At 70.3% G+C, this 17957-nt stretch carries 13 protein-coding genes and 1 pseudogene; 12 read left to right on the plus strand and 2 right to left on the minus strand.

Features of this window, described 5'->3' with window-relative positions; all coding sequences use genetic code 11:
- Positions 1-9: 9 nt before the first annotated feature.
- From BLV72_RS31065 to BLV72_RS31120, 12 genes and pseudogenes are all read left to right on the plus strand, one after another.
- Positions 10-1299: an ABC transporter substrate-binding protein gene (locus tag BLV72_RS31065; protein ID WP_093466410.1), complete on the plus strand. Its 1290-nt coding sequence runs from the start codon at positions 10-12 to the stop codon at positions 1297-1299.
- A gap of 52 nt (positions 1300-1351) precedes the next feature.
- On the plus strand, positions 1352-2290 hold the full coding sequence (locus BLV72_RS31070; protein WP_093466411.1) for a carbohydrate ABC transporter permease: 939 nt from the start codon (positions 1352-1354) through the stop codon (positions 2288-2290).
- A gap of 17 nt (positions 2291-2307) precedes the next feature.
- Positions 2308-3135, plus strand: a complete 828-nt coding sequence (locus BLV72_RS31075; RefSeq protein WP_093466413.1) for a carbohydrate ABC transporter permease — start codon at positions 2308-2310, stop codon at positions 3133-3135.
- Positions 3132-4175 carry a LacI family DNA-binding transcriptional regulator gene (locus BLV72_RS31080; RefSeq protein ID WP_093466414.1) on the plus strand — a complete coding sequence of 348 codons (1044 nt, stop codon included), beginning with the start codon at positions 3132-3134 and terminating at the stop codon, positions 4173-4175. The genes BLV72_RS31075 and BLV72_RS31080 overlap by 4 nt, the downstream gene beginning before the upstream one ends.
- A gap of 47 nt (positions 4176-4222) precedes the next feature.
- On the plus strand, positions 4223-6157 hold the full coding sequence (locus BLV72_RS31085) for a glycoside hydrolase 5 family protein (RefSeq protein WP_093466416.1): 1935 nt from the start codon (positions 4223-4225) through the stop codon (positions 6155-6157).
- Positions 6154-8481, plus strand: a complete 2328-nt coding sequence (locus BLV72_RS31090; protein WP_093466417.1) for a glycoside hydrolase family 3 N-terminal domain-containing protein — start codon at positions 6154-6156, stop codon at positions 8479-8481. The genes BLV72_RS31085 and BLV72_RS31090 overlap by 4 nt, the downstream gene beginning before the upstream one ends.
- Before the next feature lie 113 nt (positions 8482-8594).
- Positions 8595-10523 (plus strand): glycoside hydrolase family 5 protein, encoded by a 1929-nt coding sequence (locus BLV72_RS31095; protein WP_093466419.1) that lies wholly within the window; start codon positions 8595-8597, stop codon positions 10521-10523.
- 112 nt (positions 10524-10635) lie between these two features.
- Positions 10636-11463 carry an ABC transporter ATP-binding protein gene (locus BLV72_RS31100; RefSeq protein WP_093466420.1) on the plus strand — a complete coding sequence of 276 codons (828 nt, stop codon included), beginning with the start codon at positions 10636-10638 and terminating at the stop codon, positions 11461-11463.
- Positions 11460-12365 carry an ABC transporter permease gene (locus BLV72_RS31105; protein ID WP_244321097.1) on the plus strand — a complete coding sequence of 302 codons (906 nt, stop codon included), beginning with the start codon at positions 11460-11462 and terminating at the stop codon, positions 12363-12365. The genes BLV72_RS31100 and BLV72_RS31105 overlap by 4 nt, the downstream gene beginning before the upstream one ends.
- A gap of 61 nt (positions 12366-12426) precedes the next feature.
- Positions 12427-13581, plus strand: coding sequence for an ABC transporter substrate-binding protein (locus BLV72_RS31110; RefSeq protein ID WP_093466422.1), 1155 nt, complete (start codon positions 12427-12429; stop codon positions 13579-13581).
- Between the two features lie 186 nt (positions 13582-13767).
- On the plus strand, positions 13768-15153 hold the full coding sequence (locus BLV72_RS31115) for a cytochrome P450 (RefSeq protein WP_093466423.1): 1386 nt from the start codon (positions 13768-13770) through the stop codon (positions 15151-15153).
- A gap of 153 nt (positions 15154-15306) precedes the next feature.
- Positions 15307-15564: pseudogene (locus tag BLV72_RS31120) on the plus strand (recombinase family protein); the annotation flags it as partial.
- Positions 15565-15872: 308 nt separating this feature from the next.
- On the opposite strand, the gene BLV72_RS31125 reads toward BLV72_RS31120, so the two are convergent.
- On the minus strand, positions 15873-16592 hold the full coding sequence (locus BLV72_RS31125) for a 5-formyltetrahydrofolate cyclo-ligase (protein ID WP_093466425.1): 720 nt from the start codon (positions 16590-16592) through the stop codon (positions 15873-15875).
- A 16-nt stretch (positions 16593-16608) separates the two neighbouring features.
- The gene (locus BLV72_RS31130) at positions 16609-17925 is read right to left on the minus strand and encodes an NsdA family TPR-like regulatory protein (RefSeq protein WP_244321099.1); all 1317 of its coding nucleotides are present in this window, start codon (positions 17923-17925) and stop codon (positions 16609-16611) included.
- Between the last annotated feature and the right edge of the window lie 32 nt (positions 17926-17957).

The following is a 17957-nucleotide window of genomic DNA, read 5'->3' on the forward strand; positions in this document are numbered from 1 at the left end:
ACCCCCGCAGTGCACTCACCGCTGACTCGGCGCGGCTTCCTCGCCACCGGTTCCGGCCTGGCCGCCGCGACCGTCCTGCCTGGCCTGTCCGGCTGCTCCGCACTGACCGGAGCGGACTCCGATCCCGATACCCTCGTCGTGCACAGCCAGCTGGGCACCACCGCACCGGGATCGCCGACCTACCTCGCGGCCCTCGACCGGTTCCGCAAGGAAAATCCGGGACTCAAGGTCAAGAACCTCATCAACGGCGACGACCTCGCGCAGGTCTACGAGACCTCGCGGCTGGCCCGCAAGGAGCCGGACGTCGTCATGGTCAACCTCTACGACAAGACGCTGGCATGGACCGACGTCGGCGCCACGGTCGACGTCAAGGGCTACCTGGACGACTGGGGGCTGCGGAGGCGTGTGCTCCCGCAGGCGCTGGCCGAGTGGACCGACGCCAAGGGCCGGGTGCGGGCCTTCCCCTACTTCGCCACCAACTGGCCGATCGCCTTCAACCGGGCCCTGCTGGACCGCGCGGGCGTCGACGCGATACCCACCACGGGCGACGAGCTGATCGCCGCGGCCCGCAAGCTGCGCGCCAAGGGGATCGCGCCCGTGACCGTAGGCGGCAATGACTGGACCGGGCAGAAACTGCTCGCCCAGATCATCCAGACCTTCCTCACCGAGGACGAGGCCCGGCACGCCTACACCACGGGGGACTTCGGCAGCAGGGGTGCCCGGGAGGGCATCGACTACTTCGTGACGCTGCGCGACGCGGGCGTCTTCGCCGACAAGGCGCAGGGCCTCACCTCGGACACGATGACCACGCAGTTCAACACCCAGGCCGCGGCGATCGAGTCGGCGATGTCCTCGGCGCTGGCCAAGGTGCCCGAGAAGGTGGCCCGGCACACCGAGGTCGGCGGCTGGCCCCTGACCGGCGGCGCCGTCCACGACAAGCCCACCATCCTGCGGACCTACACCCTCATCGGATTCTGGATCAGCCCGAACGGCACCAAGAAGATCGACGCCGTCGAGAAGTTCCTGCGCTTCATGTACCGGCCGGACACGGTCTCCCGGTTCATCAAGGAGAGCGGCCGCGACATGGCGCTGCGCTCGGACACCCTCAGCACGGACTTCCCGCTGGTCGCCGCGGCCCAGCGGCTGGGCGGGGCCGTGAGCCAGGCGCTGCTGCCCGATGTGTACGTCCCGCCCGCCGCCGCCCAGCCGCTGATCACCGCGACCAGCACGTCCTTCACCCGCGGCACCAGCGCCGCGAAGGTCCGCGCCGCGCTCGAGACCGCGTACCGCTCCGCGTGAACCGCCCGCCCGCTCACTCCTATCCCGAGCCCGACTCCACGGGAGCCACCTCATGACGACGTTGACGCCGACCCCGGGCGGGGCCGCGGTCCGCCGGCCCGCACCGCCCTCCACCACGGGCCGTATCGGCACGCCCCGGCAGGGCGGCACGATCCTCGCCGTCCCGGCGCTGGTCTGGTACGCGGTCTTCATGATCGGCCCGGTGATCGCCATCTTCGTGATCGCCGCCCTGCACTGGCCGGGCATGCTCCAGCCGGTGTCCTTCGCCGGTCTCGGCAACGTCCGCACGGTCCTCGACGACCCCGTCTTCTGGGACGCGGTGCGCAACACCGCCGTCCAGCTCGCGGTGGCGCTGCCCATCATGATCGTGTGCGCCTACATGCTGGGCTACTACGTGGCGCAGAAGCCGCCCGGGCACCGTGTCATCCGCTATCTGTTGTTCATCCCCGGCCTGATCTCCACCCCCGCCAAGGCGATGGTGTTCTACGCGGCGCTGTCCCCGGACGGGCTGGCCAACGGCGCACTGCAGTCGGTGGGGCTCGGTTCGCTCACCGACGCCTGGCTCGCCTCGCCCTCGACGGCCCTGGCCTGTCTCATCGCCCTGGACGTGTGGAGCGGGATCGGCTTCACCGCCGTCCTGTTCGCCGCCCGGCTCGACAGCGTCCCGGACGACCTCGGCGAGGCGGCGCAGCTCGACGGGGCCGGGCACTGGCGGACCATGTGGCGCATCCACTTCCCCGTGATCCGCGACTATGTCGGCGTCGTCACCATGCTGCAGTTCCTGTGGACCCTCTTCGGCTCGGCCCAGCACGTGCTGCTGCTCACCCAGGGCGGTCCCGGCAGCTCGTCCACGACGCTGTCCTTCCTCGTCTACCAGAAGGCGTTCATCGCGGCCGACCTGGGCTACAGCCAGACCGTCGGCGTCATCCTCTTCCTGGCCGGGCTCGTCGGGCTGCTCACCATCCGCCGCGCGTTCCGCCAGAACTACTGACCCGAAGGCGGCTCACCATGAAACTCGGCAAACGCTGGTTGCCCGCACACCTCCTGGTGTGGACCTACGCGGTGCTGCTGATCGTGCCGCTCTACTACTTCCTCGCCTCCGCGTTCAAAAGCAACGAGGAGATCTTCGCCCACCCCTTCGCGCTGCCCTCGTCCTTCGGCTTCGGCAACTTCCGCACCGCCTACGACAGCGCCGACCTGGGGACGGCCGTCGTCAACTCGGCGCTGGTGACGGTCCTCGCGCTGGCGCTGACCCTGCTGCTTGCGCTGCCCGCGGCGTTCGCGCTCGCCCGCTCGACCAGCCGGCTCGCCTCGGCGATGGAGAAGATCTTCTCGCTGGGCTTCCTCATCCCCACGTTCGCGGCGCTCTTCCCCACCTTCCTGCTCGCCGCCGCCACCGGGCTGTTCCACACCCGGCTGTTCATGGTCTTCTTCCTGCCCGCGACGGCGATGCCGCTGTCGGTGGTGATCCTGGTGCAGTTCATGCGGACCATCCCCAGGGAGATGGAGGAGGCCGCCCGGATGGACGGGGCGTCCACCTACACGGTGCTGCGGCACATCTACATACCGATGTGCCTGCCCGGCATCGCGACCGTGCTCCTGCTGAACTTCCTCACCTTCTGGAACGAGTACCTGTACTCGCTGATCATCATCGGCCCCGACCCCGAACAGCGCACCGTGCAGGTGGCCCTGCCCACCCTGAAGGCCATCACCGGCACCGACTACGGCGTCCTCACCGCCGGTACCGTACTGACCCTGGTCCCCGTCTGGGTCGTCTACACGGTGCTCCAGAAGCGCATGCAGAAGGCGCTCATCAACGGGGCGGTCAAGGCGTGAGCACACCCACGGTGAAGCCGGGACGGCGCCCCACCATCAAGCAGGTGGCGGCCGCCGCCGGGGTGTCGACCGCGGCCGTGTCCCAGGCGTTCAACGACAAGGGACGGCTCTCGGAGGCGACCCGGGCGCGCATCCTGGACACCGCGATGGAACTCGGCTGGTCGCCGAGCGCGTCCGCCGCCGCCCTGCGCAGCGCCCGCACCCGCACCCTCGCCCTCGTCGTCCGGCGCCCCACCGACGTGCTCGGCGCGGACCCGCACTTCAGCGAGCTGATCACCGGCATCGAGGGCGAACTGGCGCCCCGCGGTTACGGTCTGCTGCTGCACCTGGTCGCCGGTGCCCAGGAGGAGAACGCCCTCTACAAGCGGCTGGCGGCAGAAGGCCGCGTCGACGGGGCCGTCCTGACCGACGCCCGCGCGGATGACCCGCGCCCCGCCCTGCTGGCCCGCCTCGGCCTGCCCGCCGTACTGCTCGGTCCCCCCGACCGCGCCGCCGCCGTGCCGCGCGTCGGCCTCGGCCACCAGGACGCCGCCGTCGAGGAGGTCGTCCGCCATCTGCTCGGCCTCGGACACCGGCGCATCGCCTATGTGGCCGGCCCCGCCGACCTGCGGCACACCCGGCTGCGCGGCGGTGTCTTCGAGGCGGCCCTGGGGCAAGCGGGCCTGCGCCCCTACGCGGTCCTGCACACCGACTTCACCGAAGTGTCCGCCGTCGCCGCCACCCAGGCCCTGCTGGAGCCCGCCGACCGCGCCACGGCCATCGTCTACGCCAACGACTCCATGGCCATGTGCGGCATCGGCGCCGCCCAGCGCGGCGGGCTGCGCGTCCCCGACGATCTGTCCGTCGTCGGCTACGACAACCTGACGCTCGGCCGCTGGCTGCACCCTGGGCTGACCACGGTCGACCAGCAGGTGCGGCGGGTCGGCGCGGCCGCCGCCCGGCTGCTCCTGGCACGCTGCGGCGAGGACGTCGAGGAGACGGTGCTCGATGACCGGCCGCGGCTGGTCGTCCGCGAGTCCACCGGCCCCGCCCCCGGCTGACACCCACATCCACCCCCCACCCGCACCACCGACACCCGAGAAGGACCATGCGACGCCACAGCGCCCAGCTCATCCACCACCCCGCCGTCCTGCCCTGGCTCGGCGCCAACTTCTGGTCCCGCACCGGCGGGCCCCTGATGTGGCGCGACTACGACCCGAAGACGGTCCGCGCGGAGCTGCGGGTGCTGCACGAGCACGGTCTGACGATGACCCGGTCGTTCTTCTACTGGCCGGACTTCCATCCGCAGCCCGACCGCGTCGACGAGACGCTGTGCGAACGCTTCCGCGACTTCCTCGACGCCCACACCGAGATCGGCATGGGAACGGTGCCCACCTTCATCGTCGGACACATGTCGGGCGAGAACTGGGATCCCGCCTGGCGCGGTGGCCGCGACCTCTACGAGGACGTGTGGATGGTCGGCCGCCAGGCGTGGTTCGTGTCCCAGATGACCCGCCGCTTCAAGGACCACCCGGCCGTCACGGGCTGGCTCATCACCAATGAGATGCCCGGCTACGGCCGGATCTACCAGGTGGATCCGCCCTCCCGCGATGTGGTGACCGCCTGGGCGCAGGCCATGTGCAACGCCGTACGGGCGGCCGGCGGCACCCAGCCGGTCTCCCTCGGCGACGGCGCGTGGGGCATCGAGGTCACCGGCCGCGACAACGGCTTCTCCCTGCGCGAGACCGCCGAGTACGTGGACTTCGTGGGCCCGCATGTGTACCGCTCGGACACCGACCGGCCCCGCCAGCATCTGCGCGCCGCCTTCGAATGCGAACTGGCGTCGGTCACCGGACAGCCCGTCGTCCTGGAGGAGTTCGGCCTCTCCACGGACACCGTCTCCGACCGGAACGCGGCCGTCTACTACCGGCAGACCCTCCACAACTCCCTGCTCGGCGGGGCCACGGGCTGGATCGCCTGGAACAACACCGACTACGACGACCTGTGGGACCGCTCGCCGTACGACCACCACCCCTTCGAGATGCACTTCGGCATCACCGACAGCACCGGCGCCCCCAAGGCGCCACTGCTCGAACTCGCCGCGTTCGCCGAGGTGCTGAAGGACGTGGACTTCGTACACTGCCGCCGCGCCGACGCGGACGCGGCGCTGGTCGTGCCCGCCTTCCTGGAGCGCGGCTACCCCTACAGCAGGCCCGCCGACCGCCCGCTGATCTTCACCTCCCTGCACCAGAGCTATGTCGCCACCCGCGCCGCCGACCTGCCGGTGGGCTTCACCCGGGAGGCCGACGGACTGCCCGGCGACGCCGCCCTGTATCTGCTGCCGGCCACCCGCCAGCTCACCACCCGCACCCGGCGCGAGCTCGAGCGCCGCGCCCGCGCGGGTGCCACGGTCTACCTCTCGTTCTGCTCCGGCGAGCACCCCGGAACCCGCGGCCCGTGGTTCGACGACCTGGACGGGCTGTTCGGCGTCGAACTGCAGCTCTCCTACGGTGTCGCCGAGCCCATCGAGGACGACGTCCTGGAGATGACGTTCACCGAGGACTTCGGCGGGCTCGCGGCCAGGACCTCGCTGCGCTTCCCCGTCGCGGGCAACGAGGACAGCCGGGCGTATCTGCCGGTCGTTCCGCGCGATGCCCGGGTGGTGGCCGTCGACGCCCACGGGCGGCCCGCCCTCCTGGTGCACGACACCGGGCAGGGCCGCACCGTCCTGGCCACCTACCCCCTGGAGCACATGGCCGCCCGCACCGCGCGGGCCAACCCCGAGGACACCCACCGGCTGTACGCGGCGCTCGCCGATGTCGCCGGGGCCCGCCGCCCGGTGACGGTCGACAGCCCCCACGTCGGCGCGGACCTCCTCGTCCATGACGACGGGCGCCGCTTCGTATGGCTGGTCAGCCAGAGCGCCGAGGAGCTCACCGTCCGCCCCGAGGCCGACGGCACCCCGCACGACCTCGCCTCCGGCGCACCGGTCGCGGAGGTGTCGCTCGGCCCGTACGGGGTGCGCGTCCTGGAGCTGCGGTGACCGGCCACCTCTACCGCGACCCCACCGCACCCGTGGCCGAGCGGGTCCGCGATCTGCTGGGGCGCATGACGCTCACCGAGAAGGTCGGCCAGGTCAACCAGCGCATGTACGGCTGGCACGCCTACGAGCGGGACGGCGACGGCCACCGGCTCACCGATGCCTTCCGCGCCGAGGTCGCCGCGTACGACGGGATGGGCGCCCTGTACGGGCTGCAGCGGGCCGACGCGTGGTCCGGCGTCGGCTTCGCCGACGGCATCACGGCGGCGGACGGGGCGCGGGCCGCGGACGCGGTACAGCGGCACGTCGTGGAGAACACCCGGCTGGGCATTCCGCTGCTGTTCGTCGAGGAGGTTCCCCACGGCCACCAGGCCCTGGACGGCACGGTGTTGCCGGTCAACCTCGCCGTCGGCGCCACCTGGGATCCCGGGCTCTACGAGGGCGCGGCGGCCGCGGTCGGCGCGGAGGTGCGGGCGCGCGGCGGCCATGTGGCGCTCGTCTCCGCCCTCGACCTGGTGCGCGACCCGCGCTGGGGCCGCGCGGAGGAGTGCTTCGGCGAGGACCCGTATCTGGCGGCGCGGCTCACCGAGGCGCTGGTGCGGGGCATGCGCACCGCCGACGTGGCCGTTGTGCTCAAACACTTCGCCGGACAGGGGGCCACCGTCGGCGGGCGCAACAGCGCGGCCACCGAACTGGGCGCCCGCGACATGCACGAGATCCATCTGGCGGCGGCCCGGGCCGGGATCTGCGCCGGGGCCGCCGGGGTGATGGCGGCCTACAACGAATTCGACGGTCTGCCCTGTGTCGCCAGCCGTCCGCTGCTGACCGAACTCCTACGGGAGCAACTGGAGTTCGACGGCATCGTGATGGCCGACGGCGCCGCCGTCGACCGGCTGGTCCGGCTCACGGGCGACCCGGTGGCCGCGGGCGCCCTCGCCCTGAACGCCGGATGTGATCTGAGCCTTTGGGACGCCTGCTTTCCGCGGCTGGGCGAGGCGGTCGCCCAGGGGCTCGTCACGGAGCGGACCCTGGACACCGCCGTGGCGCGGGTCCTGGCACTCAAGTTCCGCCTGGGCCTCTTCGAGCAGCCCTATACGCGTACCGGGGAACAGCGCCCCGAGCCGCATACGCCTGCGGTGGGCCGGCGCCCCGAGCCGCATACGCCCCCTGGGGAACAGCGCCCCGATCCGCGTGAGTTCAGCGAACGCATAGCCCGCGCCTCCATCACCCTGCTCGCCCACGACGGGGGAGTCCTGCCGCTGGTGCCCTCCATCCGCAGGATCGCCGTCCTCGGCCCGAACGCCGACTCCATAGCCCAGCAGATCGGCGACTACACCGCCCCACAGCGCCCCGGCTCCGACCATGTCACGGTCCTGGACGGCATCCGGTCGGCAGCCCCGCCGGACACCGAGGTCAGCTACGCGGCCGGGTGCGATCTGGTCGGCGGTGACCTCTCCGGTGTCCCCGAGGCGGCCGCGCTGGCGGCAGCGGCCGACATCGCGGTCCTCGTCCTGGGCGGGTCCAGCGCGCGCTCGGGCGACACCTCCTTCGACACCAATGGCGCGGCCGTCGTGACCTCGGCCAACCCCGCAGGTATGACGTGTGGCGAGGGCGTCGACCTGGCCGATCTGCGCCTGCCCGAGGGGCAGTTGGTGCTCCTGGACGCGGTGGCGGCCACCGGTGTGCCGGTCGTCGTGGTCCTCGTTCAGGGCCGTCCGCACGCCCTGCCCGACCTCTCCGGCACCGCCGGGGCGGTGCTGAGCGCCTGGTACCCGGGCCCGTGGGGCGGACGGGCCGTGGCCGATGTGCTGTTCGGCGCGGCCGGGCCCGAGGGGCGGCTGCCGGTGTCGATACCCCGGTCGGCCGCGCAGCTTCCGGTGTTCTACAACGCCAAGGACCACGGCTACCGCGGCTATGTGGACCAGCCCGCCATCGCCCGATACGCCTTCGGCCACGGCCTGTCGTACACCACGGTCGCCTACGCGCCGCCACGGCTCTCCCGCGCCCGGGTGACCCCGGACGATCCCACCCTCATCTGCCGGGTCACCGTGCGCAACACCGGCGAGCGGCCGGTGCGCGAGACGGTCCAGCTCTATCTGCGGCGGCTGTCGGGCGGCTCCTCCTGGCCCCGCGTCCGCGAGCTGCGCGGATTCGCCCGTCTCGACCTGCGGCCGGGGGAGGAGGCCGACGCCGTGTTCGCGATCGACGCCGACACCCTCGCCTCCGTCACCCGGGACCTCGGCCTCGCCGTCGAGCCCGGAGAGCTGATGCTGGAGACCGGTCCCTCCTCCGCCGAGACCCAGGGGGCGCGGCTGGTGGTCGACTGATCCGGGCCGGAAGCGGGGTGCCGGGCCGGAGCGTACTCGACACTTCGAGCGGGCCGTCCTACAGTCACCTGCCCGGCAGGGACCGCCCGGCCGCCGACCCAGGGGAAGGCCGCATGCCGACCAGGAGATCACTCAGATATCTGACGGGACTCGCGGCGGCCCTCGCGCTGTCGGCCACCGCGCCGGGGCCGGTCGCCACCGCGCAACAGCACGCCGAGCCCGCCACCCGCGCCACCGCCCCGGCCGCCACTCCCGCCGCCGACACCTGGCAGGCGCCGCTGTCCACCCGCGGCCGGTACATCGTCGACGCCAAGGGTGACCGCTTCCGGCTGAAGTCGGCCAACTGGGACGGTGCGCAGGGGTCGTGGACGGGAAGCGGCAGCGTCGACGACCCGGCCAACCACCACGCCGGCCAGAACTCCCACGGCATCCCCCTCGGCCTGGACCGGGTCCCCCTGCCGACGCTGCTCGCCGACTTCCACCGGCTCGGCATCAACAGCATCCGGCTGCCGTTCTCCAACGAGATGGTCCACGCCACCGCGACCGTGCCGGACGGTGCCGTGGCCGCCAACCCGCAACTGCGCGGAAAGACACCGTTGCAGATCTTCGACGCCGTGGTGTCCGCCCTCGGCCGCGACGGGTTCGCCGTCATCCTCAACAACCACACCAACACCACCCGCTGGTGCTGCGGAGTCGACGGCAACGAGCGGTGGAACAGCGGCCAGACCACCCAGAAGTGGATAGACGACTGGGTCTTCATGGCCCGCCGTTACGCCGATGAGCCACGTGTCGTGGGTGCCGACCTCTACAACGAGGTGCGCCGCGACATCCTGGACGACCCCAACTGGGGGCTCGGCGACGCGCACGACTGGTACGCCGCCGCGCAACAAGCCGCCGACCGCATCCTCACCGACGGCAACCCCGACCTCCTCATCGTCATCGAGGGCATCAACTGGACGGGGATACCGGTCGACGGACTGCCCCATGAACGGCCCACCCTGGCGCCCGCGCGCACCCTCTCGCACACCCTCGTGAACGCCCACAAGCTGGTCTACTCCGCCCACTTCTACGGCTACACCGGCCCCCGCCACAGCGGCGCCACCGGCGTCGGCGAGACCCACGACCCCCGGTACCAGGACCTCAGTCGCGACGAGCTCCGTAAAGTCCTCACCGACCAGGCGTTCTTCGTCGCCGAGGACACCGGGCGGCACTACACCGCACCCGTGTGGATCAGCGAGTTCGGCATCGGAGCGGCCGAGACGGGCACCCGCCCGCGCGCCTGGTTCACCAACCTCACCGACTACTTCGCCGACCATGACGCCGACTTCGCCTACTGGCCACTGGTGGGCTGGGAGGGCAGCGACGACTGGGCGCTGCTGCGCTACGACTCCGCGGCACACCGCACCGGAATCCTCGACCAGGGCGACTGGCGCACCACGCCCTGGCAGCGGCTGATGACCGTGCCCGAGCACACCGGGCCCGTCGACCCCGTCCCCACCTGGCGCATGCTCGCCACCGACCACGGTGACCAGGTGCAGTCGCTGATCGAGCGGGCCCACGGCGACTGGGATCCGGGCGCCTACAAGGCCGCCTGCCCCGACGGATTGCGGCTGGTCGGCCTCAGCCACACCGCCGGGCGCGGACTATGCACCGACACCGGCGCCGACGACCCGCGCGCGCCCGGGACCGCCCATACGGTCGTCACGGACGAGCGGTATGTGCCGGCCGGTGGCGACTGGGCCTCCGGCCACACCAAGTTCCAGTGCCCCTCGGACCAGTTCCTCATCGGCTACAGCCGCCGCGGCGGCCGGGTGTCCGCCGCGCTGTGCGCCCCGGCCCGCACCCCGCTCGGCACCACGGGACGCACCGTGTGGTTCGACCGGTCCGACGACCGGCCCGCCGACGCCGCGGGGGGAGACTTCGCCCACGGCGCCTACAAGGGCCAGTGCGCGGCCGACGAGTACGCCGCCGGGATCGCCTTCACCACGCGCGTGGGCAGCTCCGGGAGTCCGGACGCGCTGCTGTGCCGCCGCCTGTCCTGAACCCGCAAGTCGTTCCGCGACCCTTGCCCGAATCTGACGGTCCGTCATATCGTGAGGTGGTGCGCGCAGCCGTTGTCGCACGACACCCGCCGAACCGGATCAGGAGTTACGGGTGGAGCCGCACACCACACCCGGGACCGCGCCGAAAATACGTGCCCGCGCGGTGACCCGCACCTTCGGGCACGGAACCCGGCAGGTGCACGCCCTCGGACCACTCGATATGGACATCCAGCACGGGGAGTTCTGCTGCATCGTCGGCCCGTCCGGCTGCGGCAAGTCCACGTTCCTGCGCATCGTCGCCGGACTCGTCCGCCCCAGCGGCGGTGAGGTCGAGCTGCGCGCGGGTCGGCGCCATCCGGCCGCGATGATCCCGCAGGACTACGGGATCTACGACTGGAAGACCGTGCTGGCCAACGTCCGCTTCGGCCTCGATGTGCAGCGCGTGCCACGCAAGGCCGCCGACGGGCGGGCCAGGGACTGGCTGAACCGGCTCGGTCTCGCCGACTTCGCCGACGCCTACCCCGCCACCCTGTCGGGCGGGATGCGGCAGCGGGTGGCGATCGCCCGCGCGCTCGCGGTGGAGCCGGAGGTGCTGCTGCTGGACGAACCGTTCGCCGCGCTCGACGCCCAGTTGCGCACCATCCTCCAGGACGAGCTGCTCGCGGTGTGCCAGGCGACCCGTACCACCGCGCTGTTCGTCACCCACAGTCTGGAGGAGGCGATCGTGCTCGGGGACCGGGTGGTGGTGATGTCGGCCAGGCCCGGCAGAGTGATCGCCGAACGCCGCCCGCCGTTCGACCGCCCGCGCACCGGGGCGATGCGCCGCGCTCCCCGGTTCGCCGCGCTGCAGTCCGAGTTGTGGGAGCTGCTGCGCGCCGAGGTCCAGCGGGCCGGGGCCGGTGCCGCCGCCCCGGTGGATCCGGTGGGGAAGCCCTCATGAAGGGCGAGAGCACGGCCGCCTCGGCCCCGACCGCCCGGCCCGGGGCGGTGGACGGCGGGCCCGCCGAGACCGTGCTGGTGCGGCGCCCCGGACCGGGGGAGCGCGATCCCGTCCGCGCCCACCGGCGGCGCCGCGGCATCGAGCTCGCCCTCGCCCTCGCCGTGCCCTCCGCGCTGATCCTGCTGTGGCAACTGGCCGCGGATCAGCACTGGATCGACTCGCGCATCTACCCCGCGCCGTCCACCATCGCGGCGGACGGCTGGCAGCGCGCCGCCGACGGCAAGCTGTGGCCGGACGTATCGGCCACGCTCCAGCGGGTGGTCGCCGGGTATGCGCTCGGCACGGCCGCGGGATATCTCTTCGGGCTGGTGATGGGCGCGCTGCGGATGGTCCGCGCCGCGCTGGAACCGCTGCTCGACGCCCTGTACGTGGTGCCCAAGCTCGCGCTGCTCCCCGTGTTCCTCAATATGTTCGGCCTCGGTGAGGGGCCTCAGATCGCCCTCGTCGCGACCACCGTCTTCTTCTTCGTATGGATCTCCACGATGGCCGCGGTGATGGGCGTCGCCGAGGGCTACCGGGAGGCCGGGCAGGTGTTCGGCGCCGGCCCCTGGCAGATGTTCCGCCATGTCCTGCTGCCCGCCTCGCTGCCACAGGTCCTGGTCGGCATGCGGGTCGCGTCCGGAGTGGCGGTGCTGGTCATCGTCGCCTCCGAGCAGATCGCCGCGAACGACGGCCTCGGCCACCTGATCTTCGACTCGCGGACGCTGTTCCAGAACGACGTGATGTTCGTCGGCATCGTCTGCGTGGCCGTGCTCGGCGTGGTCTTCTCCGAACTCGTCCGGTTCATCGGCCGTCGGCTCACCCCCTGGGCGCCGCGGGACCGCGGCCGGCCCCGGCCCTGACGCTCACCTCGGCCCTGACCCTCACCCCGGCTCCGACCCCCAGCCCCGGAAGGCGGCACCCATGGCCCGGAGACCCTCCCTCACCCGCGCCCTGATCACGGGCCTGACCCTGTTCGGCGTCCTCGGCTCCCTCGCCGCCTGCGACGCGCGGACCTCGGAGTCGGCGCGCTCGGGCACATCGGGCGAGCCCCGCCCGATCACCCCGGTCGCGGGCTGCGCCAAGGGCTGGACCGATCCCGCCGACGCGTCCGCCGCCCGCGCGCCCGCCCGTTGCGCGTCCGGCGCGCCCGCGCCGAAGCCGCTGAAGAAGAAGACGAAGATCGTCGTCTCCGCCAGCACGCTGACCGCCGAGTACCTCGCGCCCCTGCGGATCGCCATGGCGAAGGGCGAGTTCAGCAAGGAGAAGCTCGATGTCGAACTGAAGCTGCTGCCCACCCCGGACGCCCTTCCGCTGCTCGCCAAGGGCGATATCGACGTCCAGTACGCGGCGCCGGAGGCCGCCGTGCTCAACGGCATCCGCCAGGGGTTCGACATTCGCTGGGTCGCCGGCAACTTCACCCCCGCGCCCGGCTCCAAGAGCGGCTTCTGGGCCAGGCTGAAACCGGGGGAGACGGCGGACGAGGTCAGCCTCAAGGACCGCACGGTCGGCACGCTCATCGGCAAGGGCTCGGTCATCATGTACCCGATGGAGAAGGTGCTCGCCGCGCACAAGGCCGACGTGGACAGCGTCCGCTTCCAGCAGCTCGGCCCGGCCGAGGTCCTCACCTCGCTGAAGAACGGCGGAGTGGACGCCGCATGGCTGCTCGACCCGGTGTGGCGCCAGGTGGACGGCGACGCGGACTACGCCTTCCTCGGCGGCCAGCCGCGCGGCGAACCGCTCGGCGGGCTGCTGTTCGGCCCCGATCTGCTGACCGAGAACCCGGACGCGGGGGTGGCGTTCCTGCGCGCCTACATCCGCACCGTCAACACCTACTTCGCCGGGGACTACAAGAAGGACACGGCGTTCCTCGACGACCTCGGCGAAGCGATCAAGACCGAGCCGGACACACTGGCGGCCGTGCCGTCGCTGCGCATGGACTGGGAGATCCGCGCGGGCACGGTGGACCGGCTGCAGAAGGCGTACGCCACCGCCGGGGTCGTCGAGGGCGACCCCCTGCCCGAGGACCGGGTCGTGGACCGCTCGTTCTACGCGGAAGCGGTCGGCCACAAGCCCTGACGCGCTCCACGACCTGGGCCATGGAGGTCCGCCACGCTGTTCAGCCCGCCGAACGGCCGATAGTGTGGCCTGCGCCGTAGCGGGCCGACTCTCGCTCCGTGCCGCGCGTCGGATGCCGTGTGGCTTCCCCCACACGGACCCCGCGGCCCGGTCGGAATGGCCCAGCTGTCGCACTAAGGACATGAAATGCACTTCCCTGCTTCCGCGCCGTCCGAGCTGGCGTCCCTGGCGGTTGAGCCGCTGGTGACACGGGACTTCGAGACCCGGCCCGCCGCGGTCTACGCACGCCTGCGGGCCCGGTACGGGCCGGTGGCACCCGTCGATCTGCACGGGGTGCCGGTCTGGCTGGTGCTTGGCTACCGCGAGGTGTGGGAGGTGCTGCGCGACGAGAGCGCCTGGAAGAAGGACGTCCAGCACTGGCGGTGGCTGCGCGAGGGCCGGGTGCCGTCCGACTGGCCGCATCTGCCCGGCTACCAGGTCAGCCATCTGCTGGTCCAGGACGACCAGCGGCACAAGGCGACACGCGCCGCCGTGGAGGAGGCACTCGCCCCCTTCCAGGACTCCGACGCGCCCCAGTCCTGGGAGCTGGCGAACGCCGTCTCCCGCCACGCCGACGAGCTGATCACCTTCTTCGCGGACGGCAGCGAGAGCGGATGGGTGGACCTCGGCGGGCAGTTCGCGCGGGCGCTGCCGCTGATGGCCGTCAACCGGCTGTTCGGCTTCCCGGTCGACCAGGGCGACGACGTGTTCATGGACTCGTGGCGCATGGTGGACGGCGGCCCGGACGCCGCCGCGGCCGTGGGCCGGCTGGTGGCCGCGACGACCGAACTCGCGGCGTACAAGAGGCAGCACCCCGGTGACGACCTGACCACCCGGCTGCTCGCCATCGAGCCCCCGCTGACGGTGGAGCAGATCGGCCTGGAGCTGTACGCGATCATCGTCATCATGTCGGAGCTGGTCAGCCACGCCATCACCAACAGCGTGCTGGAGGTGCTGACCGGGGAGGCCGGGACGCGGGCCGGACTGATGGCGGGGCCGGTCGAGGAACTGGTCAACCGCGTGCACATAGCCTCGCCGCCGTGGGTCAACCTCACCTTCCGCTTCCCCGCGGTCGACACCGACCTGGGGGATTTCCGGCTCGCCGCGGGCGATGTGGTGGTGCCCTCCATCGCCGCCGCGCACGGCGACCCGATGTTCGCCACGCCCGGCAGCCAGGACGCGTCGGTGAGTTCGCGTGCCCATCTGGCGTGGGGCGCGGGGGCGCACCAGTGCCCGGGCCGGGGGCTGGCCGACATGATCGTCACCACGGCGGTGGGCAAGCTGTTCGAACGGTGTGACTTCGAACTGGGCCTGCCCATCGACCAGTTGCCCTGGCGCTCGTCCACGCATGTACGCGGCCTGAAGTCCTTCCCGGTCCGGTACCGGATGCGGACGCGGCGGGCCCCGATGCCCCCGGCCGCCGGAGCCGCGGCGCCCGCCCCGCTGCCGGAGCCCGCGGCGCCCGCCCCCGCCGAGCCGGAACGGCCCCGCTCCGCGCTCTGGCGCTTCCTGGCGAGCCTGCGCCGAGGCTAGGGGATGGATGGTCCGGGCGGAGCGTGACGCCTGCGGCGGGCTGTTCCCCTCCCTGCCCCTTCCCGATGCTCCAGATGGGTAGTTCTGGGATCGACAGTGGTGGTAACGCAGCAGGTCAAAGCAGTCTCGCACCCCTTGCGCTCCCCCCGGGGCATGGAGACGAATACGACGGTAGGGGTCGGCGTCACTGAGACGCTGCGCGGGGTCCGGTGTATCCGGCTGTCAGTACGGACGGACGAGACCACCAGCCCGGAGCGGCAGCGGGAGGCCGACGACATAGCGGCGGCGACGCTCGGTGTCGACTTCGGGCGGGGCAGCGGGGTCCGTGAGGCTGTGGACCTGGATGTGAGCGCGTCGAAGGTCGGTCCGTTCGATCGTCCGCAACTCGGCGGATGGCTCGCCCGCCCCGATCCTCACTCGTGAGGAGTTCGACCAGGTGGCCGCGCTGTTCGCGTCCCAGTCCCGTGCCGAGGGGGCTGCGCAGCGCAGCGACTGTGGCGCGCTGCTGTTGCGCGTCATCCACTGTGAGGGGTGCGGCGGGCGGATGTACCTCAACAAGTCGTCGGGCAACTATGGGTGTGCCTCCTACAAGTACGGGACGCACTGCCCGCCTAAAACGGCAGCTAATCCCTGATCCATGATTCCCCGTTCGCATTGTCCTGTCGAGCATCGAAACCCCCGTTCCCGCCCACCATGGCAGGTGCGGGGGCTTCAGCTTCTCACCGGCTACTTGGCTTGCGATTTGCCAGCGCGGGAATTGCGGCGATGGAGTCAGAGGTAAGGCGTTCCCAGAAGATTCCGGGCGGACGTGGATGGGGTGGACACTCGATAGTTTCATCTGGAGTAACAATAAGGTCCACTCGAAAGTCGTGTTCGGACTCGGGTAGCTCTTCTTTCACGACTTGGAGAGAGTGAACCGTAGTCGCGATAAGTGTGTTCGGGCCGATGAGGCCAGCTTCCTGCAGTAGGGCTACTTCAATATCGGAGTATCCGGCGCCTTTCCCTAGCCGTACACCCTTTGAGTTAACGGCAACACTTCCGCACACGATCAAGTCAACGACCGGCATCTCATGCACGCCTACCGGCTGCGCGACTCTTGCTGCTGTTCGCCGTTCGGCGGCTTCGATCGGCGGAATGCTGAGACTTTCAGGGTCCAAGAGGTAGAAAGGATTCTCCGTCGCCAGCTTCGGCGATGCCATATAAATCCGTTTGCCCTCTTGGAGCGCCCGAGCACGTACAGGCAACTGGGCTTTGTCTGGAACCGCCTTGATGTCGCTTGCAGTCTGCCAGGCAAGATGTTCAGCGAGACGGGCAGCAGCAGAGTCCGCACCGATGAAAGAAGGGATACGGCCCGTCACGTCCCCGTGCGTGGGCTCCAGTCGAGCCCAGACGCGTTCGCGGACGGCTTGTTTGGCATGCTGAACTTGCGCCCTATTCATCGATGCCTCTTTCTGCTTATGCGGATGCAATGAGATTCAGAAGCCGGTCATTGAGTTCATGTACTGCCGGGACGGCTCGCCATGGTTGCAGTTCACGACCTGCCTGAAAGATGAGGTTCAGCCCGCCGCCGCCACGGTTACGTTCTACAACGTCAATCGCTTTGCCGAGCGTACCCGCAGCTTCGTCTACCTTCCTTTGTCGAATGTACGCAAGAGTCAGATTCCCCAGGGCGATAGCATGAGATTTTGACCCCTCACGCAACTCTTTAGCTGTGTCCTCTAGGACTGTCTGCGCGCGAGTAGTTTCATTTAGGAAAAGAAAGCAAGACCCAGTCAATCGCCCGAACTGCCCAGGAGAGAACAGCGACACGCCAGCATCGTTGGTGCTAACTTGACTGAAATGCCATTCGGCGTTTCTCAATGCTTTTTCGCAGTCTCGGCGTTGCTGCAACATCGCGTAAGCCTCGGCCGTGTGTAGCACAGCCAGTCCCGCAAGAACATGGCTGGTATTCTCAACCGTGTCGGCGGAGCGCTGTGCAATTTCTAGACCGGTACGCGGATTCTTCTCGCCATATAGGGAAACAAAAGAAGTACGCAGTAAGGCCAGCCCCTCGGCAACGGGGTCGTGTAATTCGCGTGCCGCCTCGGCAGCTTGAGCGAAGTAAGCGCGAGGGGTGTCGTGGTCGGTCCTCCCCGAAGCATCCCAGACCAATTGCCCCATTAACGTGGAGGCTTCCGCCTGTGCGGCATAGAGGTCTCGGCGAACAGCATACGTGGTCGTGTGAGTATGCCAGTACGCGAGTTGCCCTAAATGCTGCCCGATTTCGGCGATTAGCGCCGTAGACGGCTCAGTGACATAGCGCGCGTCCAGGGTTTGCACTTGTTGCCGGAGTTCAGCCACCGCCAATAGGTCAAGGCTTCCGGGGTTCTCCTGCACGTACTGAGTACGCGCTTTGGCCTGCGAATCAGTCACAGCCTCGACGGTAGTGCCGGTGTTGGTGGTTCCGTCAATGTCATTTGGGGAACCCTCCCATGGCCGTTTCGGTAGTCCGAGCATTTCGCCGGGAATGCCGAAGCCGTCGGAAATACGTTCGATCACTTGTTGGCTGCGTACGCCACGGACACCCCGGATGATGTCGCTCACACGGGAACTCGTCATTTTGCCGATGGCGGCGGCCATGGCCGCATGGCTTGAGCCTGTACGCCTGTTGACGAGGCGGAAGATCTCCTGGAAGTTGCGGGTAGCGCATGCCCGCTGCATGGCCTCGCTCCCGAGGAGCGTGTCAGGAATCGTCAGCGGGTAGCCAGCGCGTTGCGTCTCGCGTTCGTCCATGGCCCACCTAGCAGGGACGGAGGTGATCTCCC

This window comes from Streptomyces melanosporofaciens (assembly GCF_900105695.1).
Classification (GTDB): Bacteria; Actinomycetota; Actinomycetes; order Streptomycetales; family Streptomycetaceae; genus Streptomyces; species Streptomyces antimycoticus.

Excerpts from the sequence above, each read along its gene's own strand:
- BLV72_RS31130 (WP_244321099.1), bottom strand. The coding sequence starts at position 17,925 with ATGGACGAACGCGAGACGCAACGCGCTGGCTACCCGCTGACGATTCCT.
- BLV72_RS31095 (WP_093466419.1), top strand. The coding sequence starts at position 8,595 with ATGCCGACCAGGAGATCACTCAGATATCTGACGGGACTCGCGGCGGCC.
- BLV72_RS31110 (WP_093466422.1), top strand. The coding sequence starts at position 12,427 with ATGGCCCGGAGACCCTCCCTCACCCGCGCCCTGATCACGGGCCTGACC.
- BLV72_RS31105 (WP_244321097.1), top strand. The coding sequence starts at position 11,460 with ATGAAGGGCGAGAGCACGGCCGCCTCGGCCCCGACCGCCCGGCCCGGG.
- BLV72_RS31085 (WP_093466416.1), top strand. The coding sequence starts at position 4,223 with ATGCGACGCCACAGCGCCCAGCTCATCCACCACCCCGCCGTCCTGCCC.
- BLV72_RS31075 (WP_093466413.1), top strand. The coding sequence starts at position 2,308 with ATGAAACTCGGCAAACGCTGGTTGCCCGCACACCTCCTGGTGTGGACC.
- BLV72_RS31115 (WP_093466423.1), top strand. The coding sequence starts at position 13,768 with ATGCACTTCCCTGCTTCCGCGCCGTCCGAGCTGGCGTCCCTGGCGGTT.
- BLV72_RS31070 (WP_093466411.1), top strand. The coding sequence starts at position 1,352 with ATGACGACGTTGACGCCGACCCCGGGCGGGGCCGCGGTCCGCCGGCCC.
- BLV72_RS31125 (WP_093466425.1), bottom strand. The coding sequence starts at position 16,592 with ATGAATAGGGCGCAAGTTCAGCATGCCAAACAAGCCGTCCGCGAACGC.